Source organism: Aeromonas sp. 600479 (assembly GCF_049175515.1).
Classification (GTDB): Bacteria; Pseudomonadota; Gammaproteobacteria; order Enterobacterales; family Aeromonadaceae; genus Aeromonas; species Aeromonas veronii_A.
Window position 1 is genome coordinate 60,368 of record NZ_JAAKVF010000009.1, and the last position, 12,530, is coordinate 72,897.

The 12,530-nt window shown below is 60.2% G+C and carries 7 protein-coding genes; 2 read left to right on the forward strand and 5 right to left on the reverse strand.

Annotated features, from left to right (window positions below; genetic code table 11):
- Positions 1 to 4 precede the first annotated feature (4 nt).
- The 4 genes from G5149_RS11295 to G5149_RS11310 all read right to left on the reverse strand — a co-directional run bounded on the left by G5149_RS11295 (position 5) and on the right by G5149_RS11310 (position 8,517).
- A complete protein-coding gene (locus tag G5149_RS11295; RefSeq protein WP_421212455.1) occupies positions 5 to 1,399 on the reverse strand; it encodes a D-arabinono-1,4-lactone oxidase in 1,395 nt (464 codons plus the stop codon).
- A 162-nt stretch (positions 1,400 to 1,561) separates the two neighbouring features.
- Positions 1,562 to 3,148, reverse strand: a complete 1,587-nt coding sequence (locus G5149_RS11300) for an EAL domain-containing protein (RefSeq protein WP_421212456.1) — start codon at positions 3,146 to 3,148, stop codon at positions 1,562 to 1,564.
- A 280-nt stretch (positions 3,149 to 3,428) separates the two neighbouring features.
- Positions 3,429 to 6,026, reverse strand: coding sequence for a bifunctional aconitate hydratase 2/2-methylisocitrate dehydratase (acnB, locus tag G5149_RS11305; protein ID WP_421212457.1), 2,598 nt, complete (start codon positions 6,024 to 6,026; stop codon positions 3,429 to 3,431).
- A gap of 229 nt (positions 6,027 to 6,255) precedes the next feature.
- The gene (locus tag G5149_RS11310) at positions 6,256 to 8,517 is read right to left on the reverse strand and encodes a patatin-like phospholipase family protein (protein WP_421212458.1); all 2,262 of its coding nucleotides are present in this window, start codon (positions 8,515 to 8,517) and stop codon (positions 6,256 to 6,258) included.
- Between the two features lie 234 nt (positions 8,518 to 8,751).
- Between G5149_RS11310 and G5149_RS11315 the strand changes: the two genes are divergently transcribed.
- Entirely contained in the window at positions 8,752 to 10,662 is a 1,911-nt protein-coding gene (locus tag G5149_RS11315) for a methyl-accepting chemotaxis protein (RefSeq protein ID WP_421212459.1), read from the forward strand.
- 143 nt (positions 10,663 to 10,805) lie between these two features.
- On the forward strand, positions 10,806 to 10,988 hold the full coding sequence (locus tag G5149_RS11320) for a hypothetical protein (protein WP_216952195.1): 183 nt from the start codon (positions 10,806 to 10,808) through the stop codon (positions 10,986 to 10,988).
- Between the two features lie 68 nt (positions 10,989 to 11,056).
- Here the strand turns inward: G5149_RS11320 and lpdA are convergent, their stop codons facing one another.
- On the reverse strand, positions 11,057 to 12,484 hold the full coding sequence (gene lpdA, locus G5149_RS11325) for a dihydrolipoyl dehydrogenase (protein ID WP_005341659.1): 1,428 nt from the start codon (positions 12,482 to 12,484) through the stop codon (positions 11,057 to 11,059).
- Between the last annotated feature and the right edge of the window lie 46 nt (positions 12,485 to 12,530).

A 12,530-nucleotide genomic window follows, 5' to 3' on the forward strand; every position in this document is an offset into this window, starting at 1 on the left:
ATCCTTACCGGTTGGCAAACAGGTCGCTGAGCCAGCGGTTTTCAAAGCGGCCATGGGGGTCGAGCTCGGCTTTCAACGCCACGAAGTCGTTCCAGCGCGGCAGCAGGGTCGGGAAGTCGTAGAGATCCATCGCCAGATGCTTACCGAAGTGGGGAATGCCACCGAGCGGCACCAGCAGTTGCTGCAGCTCGCGCATCTGCTCCATGGAGCCGTTGACGAAGGTGCCGTCCGCTGCCAGATAGACCAGAAAACCGATCCAGCAGACCGACTGGCCATAGGCAGCGCTGAGCCAGGCCTCGGAAGGGCCGGTGCAGCGCAGGATAAAGGGGTAGTGCAACACGCCCGGATTGGCCTGCTGCCACGCTTGCAGGGTCTCCAGCGCCTCGTTCATGCGATGCAGCGGCACCGCCACCTCGCAGTTGATCTGGGGGGCCGGGATCCCCTTGCAGAGGATCTGATAGACGTTGCCCACCAGATCGGAGGCATCCTTGAAGCGACGCACAGTCTCGAAGTGCTCACCGGCCAGCGCCTCATCCTTGGTGTCCTTCGCCATCTTTTGCAGGGTGGCATCTATGGTGGCGTTCATGCGGGCGTCGATATCACCATCCAGCATCAGCGGCTCGCTGCCACCGGCGCGGTAGCGGGCAACCTCCTCCTCGGAGGCGGGATCCACCAGCCAGATGTGGCTCTCGCCGGTCCAGGCAAACCACCAGCTCTTTACAAAGCCGTGCTCGCGATTGAGCCGCTCGTTGTGCTCCAGCAGGAAGGGGTAGTCGGTGGTGAACTTGGTGCAGCGCATGATGCGATTGGGCACGGTACGCAGGGTGACATCGAGCAATATGCCTAGCATCCCCATCCCCATCACGAAGGCACCGAAGCGTGGATCGGTGCGATCCACCCGGATGATGTCGCCATTGGCCAGCATCACCGTCAGGGCCTCCACCGCATCGCACAGGGCAGACTGGTGCAGCCCCTGACCGTGGGTGCCGGTGCTGAGGGCACCGCCCAGGGTCTGGATGCCGATAACGCCCGGGGATGCGGGCAGCATCCGCTCCATGGCGATGAGATCGGCGTAGACGGTATCGAGCGGCGTCCCCGCCTGATAGGTCACGGTATCGGCGGTTTTCGCCAACTGGCCGCGCAGGTGGTGCAAGTCCACCAGCAGTGCCTGACTGCCTTCGGTATAGACGCTGTGAATGGGCTCAAAAGAGAGGCCGGAGCCGATAAGACGCAGCTTGCGCTCGGGGTGTTCCCGCAGCAGCATTTGCAACTCGTCGCGGTTTTTCGGGCGCCACACCTGATCCAGCGCCCCGAGGGGATTGGTTCTCGACCAGTTGAACAGCACCTCCCGATTACCGATCGCCTTGATGCTGTGAAATGCCTGGAACTGAACCGTCATACCGCGCCTCATCTTTTACTGACGTCAAAATGAGCGCCGATTCTACCGAAAAGTGAGCCACAAGGCATGGAAAACAAGCCCCTGCACTCGAGGGGAGATAGGGAGAGAGCGCTCACCTACCCTTCCTGAGGGGAGCTTGACCGCCCGTCTGTCACCGATAGATCAGGTGGCGTTCGGGATGCCTCGTACCCCATCTGGCTGGCGGGTTTGTGCCTCTTCCGGCAGCAGCTCCTCGCAGAACTGGCGCAGCGGCATGGGGCGGGCAAACAGGTACCCCTGCAGATAGTCGACCCCTTTGGCCCTGAGGTAGTCAGCCTGACGCTCACTCTCCACCCCTTCCGCCACCAGCGCCAGACCGAGCCGGGTCGCCAGATCGATCACGTTGTCCACGATATGTTCCGAGAGCGACTCGGTACCGATGCGGGCGATAAAGGATTTGTCGATCTTGAGGTAATCCACATGAAACTGCTGCAGGTAAGCCAGGCTGGAGTGGCCGGTACCAAAGTCGTCGATGGCGAGTTTGACCCCCATCTCGTCCAGCTGGCGGAACAGGGAGAGGGTCTGGGGATCTGACATCAGCAGCTCCCGCTCGGTCAGTTCCAGCACCAGTACCACCTTGCCGGGAACAAAGTGACCGAGGAAGGCGCGACACTCGGCCAGCAGGGCAAAATCGTGGCAATGGGCGGCGCTGATGTTGAAGCTGATATGAAACCCGTCGGGCAACTGCTCCTGAGAGCGGTTCAACCGTGTCGCCACCTGCTTCATGATATGGGTGGTCATGGGGACGATCAGTCCCGACTCCTCCGCTTGCGGGATAAAGAGATCGGGCCGGATCACCCCTTCATTGACATGCTCCCAGCGCATCAGCACCTCGGCGCCCATCATCTTGCCGTCGTGGCTGGCAATCAGCGGCTGCAGGTAGGGAACAAACTCCCTGGCCCGCAGGGCACGTCGCAACTCATCTGTTGGCGAGCCGGGACGTCCCAGCACCCACCACACCAGCCAGGCCAGCAAAAGCGAGGAAACCGCCAGCCACGACAGCGCCACGTGCCGCGCGGCCCACAGCGACTTCCAGTAGACCGGCATGGCATAACCGGCATGGATGGTGAAAGGATAATGGGATGAGGTGAGGGACTGGCTGATTCCGCGATGGAGGGTGGGCGCCTCGCTCAGATAGCGGCCAGACTCATTGAGCCAGGCCGACCCCACCTGCAGATAAAGCGCACTGGATTTTCCGCTCATGGAGAGCATGAAGCTGAGCTGGGTACTGTCGATGGCACTCAAGGCGGCATCCTTGCCCTGCTCGGTGCGCACCACCAGCAGCGGGTGATTTTGCCGCACCCGGTTGCCACTCATCAGCAGCAGCTTGCGGCCGGTGTAGATGGAGCCGTCATCGGCATCATTGGCTTCACCAAACAGCGAGGTGCAATTGATGATGCCATTTCGCACCAGATTGACCGAACGCAGGAAAGGCTCGATGGCGACCTTCTTGCGCAGCACCAGCAGGTTGTCGCGACAGGGAGCATTCACCAAGGGCAGCACGGAGCGATTGGCCTGCTCCGCATGATCCAGCATCGACTCCATCAGGGTTCTGGCCTTGTGGGCCGAGGCGCTGGATTCCGCTTTCAGCTCCTGCACATAATTGCTGTGGATGAGCCAGCCTCCCACCAGCAGCGGCAGGGTAAAGACCAGCAAGGCACCGCCGAAGCGTAACCCGGTTCGGGAGAGATCGATCCTGAACAGAAACATAAAGAACCACGCCGCAATTCGTCAGGCCTGCCAACGCAAGCACCCAGTGAACAGATATCCACTTTCCCTCGATAACGATGCCTCATCATTACCGCACATAACCGAACAACATAACCCAAAGCGTTTATAAAACGAACCACCAAACAGGTGGTTGGATCTCTCTAGCAAGGATCGTGCAAACAATCTTCAAAAAAGACGGTGAATAACACACAAATAAATAATGCCGCGTAAATACGCGGCATTATTGGCTTCTTATTGCGCAAATCGCGCAAGAACTCCGTTAAACGGCTTGCTGCAGGATCACCGCATCGGCCTTCTTGGTGTAGGAGGCGATCTCGTTGAAGTTGAGGTAGCGGTAAGTATCTGCCGCAGTGGCATCGAGCGCCTTGGCGTACTGCAGGTACTCCGCCACAGTCGGGATCTTACCGAGGATGGCGGCAACGGCGGCCAGCTCAGCAGAGGCCAGATAGACGTTGGCACCTTTACCCAGACGGTTCGGGAAGTTACGGGTTGAGGTGGAGACCACGGAGGCCCCTTCCGCTACCCGCGCCTGGTTGCCCATGCAGAGGGAGCAGCCAGGGATCTCGATGCGGGCACCGACGCGACCAAAGATGCCGTAGTAGCCCTCTTCGGTCAGCTGATCCTTGTCCATCTTGGTGGGCGGCGCGATCCACATGCGGGTAGGCAGCTCGCCCTGATACTTCTCGAGCAGTTTGCCGGCGGCACGGAAGTGACCGATGTTGGTCATGCACGAACCGATGAACACCTCGTCGATCTTGTCGCCAGCCACGTCGCTCAGCAGACGGGCATCGTCCGGATCGTTCGGCGCACAGAGGATCGGCTCCTTGATGGTGGCCAGATCGATCTCGATGATCTCGGCATACTCGGCATCCTTGTCCGCTTCCATCAGGGTCGGGTTGGCCAGCCACTCTTCCATCCCCTTGATGCGACGGGTGATGGTGCGCACGTCGCCGTAACCTTCGGAGAGCATCCATTTCAGCATCACGATGTTGGACTTCAGATACTCGATGATCGGCTCTTTATCCAGCTTGATGGTGCAACCGGCAGCGGAGCGCTCGGCGCTGGCATCTGCCAGCTCGAAGGCTTGTTCCACTTTCAGGGTCGGCAGACCTTCGATCTCGAGGATGCGGCCGGAGAAGATGTTCTTCTTACCAGCTTTCTCGACGGTCAGCAGCCCTTTCTGGATGGCGGCATAGGGGATGGCATGGACCAGATCACGCAGGGTGATGCCCGGCTGCAGCTCGCCCTTGAAGCGCACCAGCACGGACTCCGGCATGTCCAGTGGCATCACGCCGGTAGCGGCGGCGAAAGCCACCAGACCGGAGCCCGCCGGGAAGGAGATGCCGATGGGGAAACGGGTGTGGGAGTCACCACCGGTACCCACGGTATCCGGCAGCAGCATGCGGTTCAGCCAGGAGTGGATGACGCCGTCACCCGGACGCAAGCTCACGCCGCCGCGGTTCATGATGAAGTCCGGCAGGGTGTGGTGGGTCTGTACGTCGATGGGCTTCGGATAAGCGGCGGTGTGGCAGAAGGACTGCATGGTCAGATCGGCGGAGAAACCGAGGCAGGCCAGATCTTTGAGCTCGTCGCGGGTCATCGGACCCGTGGTGTCCTGGGAGCCGACCGTGGTCATCTTGGGCTCGCAGTAGGTGCCCGGGCGAATGCCCTTCACGCCGCACGCCTTGCCCACCATCTTCTGGGCCAGGGTGAAGCCCTTGCCGGTATCGGCCACCGGCTGTGGACGGCGGAACACGGTGGAGAAAGGCAGACCCAGCGCTTCGCGGGCCTTGTCAGTCAGGCCGCGACCGATGATCAGCGGGATACGGCCACCGGCGCGCACTTCGTCGATCAGCACGTCGGTTTTAAGTTCAAACTGCGCCAGCACCTGTTCAGTGCCGTGTTTGCAGATCTTGCCGGCATAGGGGTAGATGTCGATCACATCGCCCATTTCCAGCTTGGAGACGTCCACTTCGATGGGCAGGGCGCCGGCATCTTCCATGGTGTTGAAGAAGATCGGGGCAATCTTGCCACCCAGACAGACACCGCCAGCGCGCTTGTTCGGCACGAACGGAATGTCGTCGCCCATAAACCAGAGCACCGAGTTGGTGGCGGATTTACGGGAAGAGCCGGTACCGACCACGTCACCCACGTAGGCCAGCGGGAAGCCCTTCTCTTTCAGGGCATCGATGGTCTTGATGGGGCCGACGGCGCCATCCTTGTCCGGGGTAATGCCGGGACGGGCGTTTTTCAGCATCGCCAGCGCGTGCAGCGGAATGTCCGGGCGGGACCAGGCGTCCGGTGCCGGCGAGAGATCGTCGGTGTTGGTTTCGCCGGTCACCTTGAACACGGTGACGGTGATCTTCTCGGCCAGCTCCGGGCGGGAGAGGAACCACTCGGCATCAGCCCAGGATTGCATCACTTGCTTGGCGTGGACATTGCCCGCCTTGGCCTTCTCTTCCACATCGTGGAAGGAGTCAAACATCAGCAGGGTGTGGGAGAGCCCCTTGGCGGCAAGCGGCGCCAGGGTGGCGTGATCCAGCAGGTCGATCAGCGGTTGAATGTTGTAACCACCCTGCATGGTACCCAGCAGCTCAACAGCTTCGGCGGCAGCCAGGATGGGAGAGTGGGCTTCGCCCTTGGCGACGGCGGTGAGGAAACCGGCTTTGACATAGGCCGCTTCATCAACACCGGGGGGAATACGGGAGGACAACAGCTCTTTCAGAAAGTCTTCTTCGCCAGCGGGCGGGTTCTTGAGAAGCGTTACCAGGGCGGCGACCTGCTCTGCATCCAGAGGTTTGGCAACCACGCCCTCGGCGGCACGTTCTGCGACGTGTTTACGGTATGTTTCAAGCACGACTAATTCCTCTTTGGTCTTTTTTTGGGGTTCGCCCACGCTCGCGGCGATCGTCCTTGCGGGACACCCCGTAGGGTGCTCCCCACTATATAAGTTTTAACGACTAATTAAAATCCAAACCCTGTTTACTTATTCACCACAAAATCGTAACCAATTAAACAGACTGGTATTTTTTGAAAATTAATTGAACGCCCTCAACCAGAGTTAACAAATTGGCATCATTTCAGCATTATTCGAACGTACTGCCCAATTGCAGATAGAAGACGTCATTGCCCCCCTCCGCCATGCCGTAGCCGAGGAACACAGGGCCGAGGAAGCTCTCCACCCCGACATAAAGCGAACCGGCGGTGAAGGAGCTCTCCAGACTGATATCCTCACCCTTGTTCCAGACCCCGCCCTGCTCCAGAGATCCACCCAGATAGAGCGGCATCTTGAGGGCACCGAAGTCGTTGTCCGCCACCCGATAGATGTAGCGCAGGCCACCAAACAGGCTGTAGCGACCGCTCAGCTGGTAGCGCTGGAAACCGGAGAGGCGGAACAGCCCGCCCAGATCCTGAATATGCAGCGGCACCACCTCTTCACTGCCCGAGCCTCCCCCTTCGAGGATCAGGTTGAGGCTGTGCCTGTCCCATGACCAGGGCTTGATCATCGAGAGCTGATAATTCCAGCCTTCACTGCGGCCATCTGCCGACTCGAGCCCATCCACACTGACGTGGGAGTGGCCCAGTTTCATGTCCCATTTCACCCCCTGATAGGGGAAATAGAGGCTATCCAGATTGTCGTGTTCAAAGCGGACATAGGGGCCCCACGCCGTGGCATCCATCTCCAGCCCCTTGAAGTTCTTCACATCAATCGTGCCCAGTTGTCCCTCCAATCCCATCGACAACCGGCTCCAGGGCTGGCGGTTCCAGCCCACTGCCAGATCGCCGCTGAAGAAGGAGTATTCGGAGTCGAGATAGCTTATCGAAACCGTCTCGGGATCCGGATTGGGGAAAAACAGGCGGCGCAGGGTCTGGTCATAGGCCAGACTCGCCTCACCATAGAAGGTCTGGGAGGGTTCGAGAGGGGTATAGAAATCGGTCTTGATATGTTTGGCCGTGCCCAGCGACGCCTCGGTCAGCCACTCGGCACCCCACTCGTTGACGTTGGTGAGGGTATAGGACATGCCGACGTTGTAGTTGGAGGTGTTCTCGAAGTCATCGGTGAAACCGAACTGGAAGTTGAGGTAGCCCGGCCCCCAGTTCTTCTCGCTGGCGTCCACCAGCAGCACGTTCTCACCATCACGCTCCTCCACCTCATAGGTGATGCGGTCAAAGGACTCAAGGGCATAGAGGCGGCGAATGCCCGCCTCCAGACTCTCGTTGGTCTGTACCTTGTCAGGCCGCACTTTCAGCATGGCGCGCACCGTCTCGTCGGAGAGGCGCGACTTGTTGATGATCTCCACCTTGTCGATGAAGTAGGCGGGCTGACCGCTACGCTCGGCACGGCGGCTCAGCTTCTGGTTGCGATAGGCGTTGTACTGCGCCTTGGTGAGCGACAGTTTATCGAGTTGCAGCGACACCTTGTCAGCCGCCGTCTCACCGATCTTGATCCCCTCCGGCATGCGGGCAAAGTCGGCGATCCCCATATCGCCAAACTCGGGGGCGATCAGTATATCCCTGGGCCCCATCAGCGCCTTCTGCTTGTCGGTGCCCACCTGGGTCATGTAGGTGGTGAGCTGGTCGATCATCGCCAACCCTGACTTGAGGGACTCCCGGGTACGCAGCTTGGCACCGATATCCACCGCAATCACCACATCGGCCCCCATCGCCTTGGCGACATCCACCGGCATGTTGTTGACGCTGCCGCCGTCCGCCAGGATGTGCCCCTCCCACTCCACCGGCTTGAGGGCGCCGGGAATGGACATGGAGGCCTGCATCGCCTTGGCCAGGCTGCCGTGATCCAGCACAAAGGGGGTGACCGTCTCCATGTCGGTCGCCATGGCGCGGTAGGGAATGGGGAGATCGTCGAAGCTCTCCTGCACCGGCAGGTTGGAGGTGGCCCCCCGCAGCAGGCTGGCCATAGATTGGCCCTGGAAGAAACCGTCCGGCAGCTGGGTGGTATCGCCATTCACCCCTATGTCGGTGCGCAGCTGATACTGCTCGTTCTGTTGCTTCTTGCGCAGCGACAGCTCGTCGCGGCCAACCTTGTCCTGATACCCCTTGTTCCAGTCGATGGCCAAGGTGGTGCGCTCCACCTCCTCGGCACTGAGCCCCATGGCGTACATCCCCGCCACATAAGAGCCCATGCTGGTGCCGACTATGATGTCTACCGGAATCCGTTTCTGCTCCAGCACCTTGAGGATGCCGATATGGGCAGAACCCTTGGCACCACCGCCACTGAGCACCACCGCAATTTTCGGGCGCTCCCCCTGTGCTGCCACAGCCAGCAGCGGGCAGGCCGCCAGCATCACCAAAAGCAGACGGGTCCATCCCGCACCTAAGCTGCGCATCATATTTTCCATATTATTCAGAGGGTCAGTCACCAAGGATGGCCTCTACTATAAGGGGCCCGGCAGTTAGCGCAACCGTCAATCCGCATCCCGCCTGTGCTGCATGGCGAAGGGGCACGCCGCCGCCCCTGTGAGCGCAAACGTAATCCGCAAATAAAGGGCTGCAAGCCTCATGGGTAGCGCCGCGCTGCCGCTAATATGAGCGTCGTCAATCTCAACCTTTTGAGCACCTTTATGCTGGCAACCCTCACTCTTAAACAGAAAATACTGGCCACGGTCACCCTGGCCGTGGTCGTCTCCTGCCTGCTGGTAGGCTACTTCAGCCAACGCTCGGCCCAGCAACTGATCGAAAACCGGATGTTCGAGCAGGAGCTCCCCAACCTGACCCAGCGGATCAGCAAGGAGATCGAGCAGGATCTCCACGGCATCGCCCAGGCCGCACGCCAACTGGCCACCGACCGCTTCATCCTCGACTGGGTGGATCGGGGCATGCCCAAAGAGCAGGAGCCGATCCTCATCAACCAGCTCAAGGATGTGGCCAACCAGTACGGACTGGTGACCGCCTCCTTCGCCGATCGCCAGAGTGCCGCCTACTACAACCAGGATGGCTTTCTGCGCAACCTGACCCCGACACAGGACGCCTGGTTCTATGACTACACCAAGAGCCAGAAGGAGATGACCCTCAGCATCTTCCGCGAGAGCAACGGCGAGGTGAAGCTGTTCGTCAACTTCCAGCAGCTCAACGGGCGCGGGCTGGCCGGCTTTGCCAAATCCCTCGATACCATGGTGACCATGGTCTCCAACTTCCGGCTGGAAGAGAGCGGCATCGTCTTTATGGTCGATGGCAGCGGCAAGGTGAAGCTGCACCCCGAGGCTAATCGCATCGAGCGTGACACACTTGGCAACATTGCCAGCGGTGATACCGGCAGCCTGCTGGCCAAACGCCCCTTTGCCGTCATCAACGCCGAAGTGAATGGTGAGCCCATGGTACTGGCCAGCAGCTATATCCCGCTGCTCGACTGGTATCTGGTAGCCCAGGTGCCGGCAGCCGAGATCTATGCCGAACTGGATCAGACCCGCAACGAGATCCTGATGATCTCGCTGGTCATCGCGCTGGCCATGGGGCTGATGGGGATGCTGCTGTCCGGCTCGGTCAGCCGTCCGCTCAATGAGCTGGCCCGCCTGTTCAAGGAGCTGGGTAGCGGCGATGGGGATCTTACCCAGCGCCTGAAAGTGGAAGGACGTGACGAGCTGAGTCAGGTCGCCACCGGCTTCAACAACTTCGTCGCCAAGATCCACGGCTCCATCGAGCAGGTGGCGGAGAACTCTCGCCAGCTCGCGGCCACTGCCAATGAAGTGGCAACCAAGGCCCAACTGACCCAGCACAACTGTACCGCCCAGCGCGACCGTACCGTGCAGGTGGCCACCGCCATCCACGAAATGGGCGCTACGGTGAGCGAGATCGCCGGTAACGCTTCGCTGGCAGCAGAAGTAGCCAGACAGGCCAACGATCAGGCCGATGCAGGGGCGGTCGTGGTGGCACAGGCACGCCACGGCATCGTCGGCCTCTCCGGCGAGATTGAGCAGGTGGCAGGGGTTATCGAGTCGCTGGCGAGCCAGACCGACTCCATCGGCAGCATCCTCGAAACCATCCGCAGCATCTCGGAGCAGACCAACCTGCTGGCACTGAACGCTGCTATCGAGGCCGCTCGCGCCGGTGAACAGGGTCGCGGTTTCGCCGTGGTGGCAGATGAAGTGCGCAATCTGGCCAACCGCTCCGCCGCCTCGACCGCCGAGATCCAGGGGATGATCAACCGCTTGCAGGAGCAGAGTGCCCGCGCCGTCAGCGCCATGGCACAGGGGCGCAACCAGAGTCTGGAGGTGGTGAGCCAGGCCGATGAGGCCAACGCCGCCCTCGGCCAGATCACCGCCCACATCACCCAGATCAACGACATGAATATCCAGGTCGCCACCGCCACCGAGGAGCAGTCCAGCGTGGTCGGCGAGATCAACCGCAACGTGGAAGACATCAACCAGCTCACCATGGAGACCGCCGATATCGCCCACCAGCTGACCGAATCGAGCCGCAGCCTGCAGCAGCTCTCCGGTCAGCTGGACAAGCTGGTTGGCAACTTCCGGCTGTAGTCTGCATCCCACTTATGAAGACTCACCTGAGGGCGCTGCGGCACCCTCTGTCATAGCCACGGCAAACGGTGACGCACGGCCATTCAACCGTCGTTATGCGGCTCTCGAAATGCCTCATAATCAGGGAAATATGAGGAGGAGTTATGGGCAAACTGATAGTGATGGTGTTGCTGGGAGGAGTGCTCAGCGCCTGCAGCAACGGGCCGGTGCGGGTACACGGCGCCGACGTGAGCGTAGACGATACCCGGATCCGGGTCAGTGACGGCAGTGGTGGCGGTTATGGCACCTTCTGCCCGCCCGGTCAGGCCAAGAAGGGGCGCTGCTAACCTCTTAGCCAAACCCGAAAACAAAAAGCCGCTCAAATGAGCGGCTTTTTCATGAAGATGGCAGAAGATTACTTTTTCTTCTTGGCCTTGGCGTTCGGCAGGTCGGTGATGGAGCCTTCGAACACTTCGGCAGCCAGACCCACGGACTCGTGCAGAGTCGGGTGAGCGTGGATGGTCAGCGCGATATCTTCGGCGTCAGCACCCATCTCGATGGCCAGACCGATTTCACCCAGCAGTTCACCACCGTTGGTACCCACGATGGCACCACCGATGACGCGGCCGCTCTCCTTGTCGAAGATCAGCTTGGTCATACCGTCGGAGCAGTCGGACGCAATGGCGCGACCGGAAGCAGCCCACGGGAAGGTGGCGACTTCGAAGTTCAGGCCCTGTTGCTTGGCTTCCTTCTCGGTCAGACCAACCCATGCCATCTCTGGCTCGGTGTAGGCGATGGACGGGATCACTTTCGGGTCGAAGTAGTGCTTCTTGCCGGCGATAACTTCAGCGGCAACGTGACCTTCGTGCACACCTTTGTGTGCCAGCATCGGCTGGCCCACGATGTCACCGATGGCGTGGATGTGCGCCACGTTGGTACGCAGCTGCTTGTCCACCTCGATGAAACCGCGTTCGGTCACGGCAACGCCAGCTTTCTCGGCATCCAGCATCTTGCCATTCGGCACACGGCCTACGGCAACCAGCACGTTGTCGTAACGAACCGGCTCGGCCGGGGCGTGTTTGCCTTCATAGGAGACGTACAGGCCGTCTTCGCGCGCTTCAACTGCGGTGACCTTGGTCTCCAGCATGATGTTGAATTTCTTGGCCACACGCTTGGTATAGATCTTGACGATGTCTTTGTCGGCAGCCGGAACCAGCTGGTCGGCAAATTCCACCACGTCGATCTCGGAACCCAGAGAGGAGTAAACGGTACCCATCTCCAGACCGATGATGCCGCCACCGATAACCAGCAGTTTGCCAGGAACGGTTTTCAGCTCCAGCGCATCGGTAGAGTCCCATACGCGCGGGTCATCGTGGGGAATGAACGGCAGCTTCACCGGACGGGAACCGGCCGCGATGATGGCGTTGTCGAAGGTCACGGTAGTCTTGCCGTCTTCCCCGGTCACTTCGAGCGTGTTCGGGCCGGTAAATTTACCCAAGCCGTTAACAACCTGAACTTTACGCATCTTGGCCATGCCAGCCAGACCGCCGGTCAGCTGGTTGATAACCTTCTCTTTCCACAGACGGATCTTGTCGATGTCGGTCTGCGGTGCACCGAAGACGATGCCGTGCTCGGCCAGCGCTTTGGCTTCTTCAATCACTTTAGCAACGTGCAGCAGCGCCTTGGAGGGGATGCAGCCCACGTTCAGGCAGACGCCACCCAGGGTGGAGTAACGCTCGACGATAATAGTATCCAGACCCAGATCGGCTGCACGGAAAGCAGCGGAATAACCGGCAGGGCCAGCACCCAGTACTACGACCTGGGTTTTGATTTCTTTACTCATCATGACCTCTTTGTCGTTCTTATATCCCCGGACAGCGCAGTCTTAT

What these genes read in the sequence shown, in the direction of transcription:
- G5149_RS11295 (WP_421212455.1), bottom strand. Translation starts at nt 1,399, where the DNA reads ATGACGGTTCAGTTCCAGGCATTTCACAGCATCAAGGCGATCGGTAAT.
- G5149_RS11300 (WP_421212456.1), bottom strand. Translation starts at nt 3,148, where the DNA reads ATGTTTCTGTTCAGGATCGATCTCTCCCGAACCGGGTTACGCTTCGGC.
- G5149_RS11310 (WP_421212458.1), bottom strand. Translation starts at nt 8,517, where the DNA reads ATGCGCAGCTTAGGTGCGGGATGGACCCGTCTGCTTTTGGTGATGCTG.
- G5149_RS11315 (WP_421212459.1), top strand. Translation starts at nt 8,752, where the DNA reads ATGCTGGCAACCCTCACTCTTAAACAGAAAATACTGGCCACGGTCACC.
- G5149_RS11320 (WP_216952195.1), top strand. Translation starts at nt 10,806, where the DNA reads ATGGGCAAACTGATAGTGATGGTGTTGCTGGGAGGAGTGCTCAGCGCC.
- lpdA (WP_005341659.1), bottom strand. Translation starts at nt 12,484, where the DNA reads ATGAGTAAAGAAATCAAAACCCAGGTCGTAGTACTGGGTGCTGGCCCT.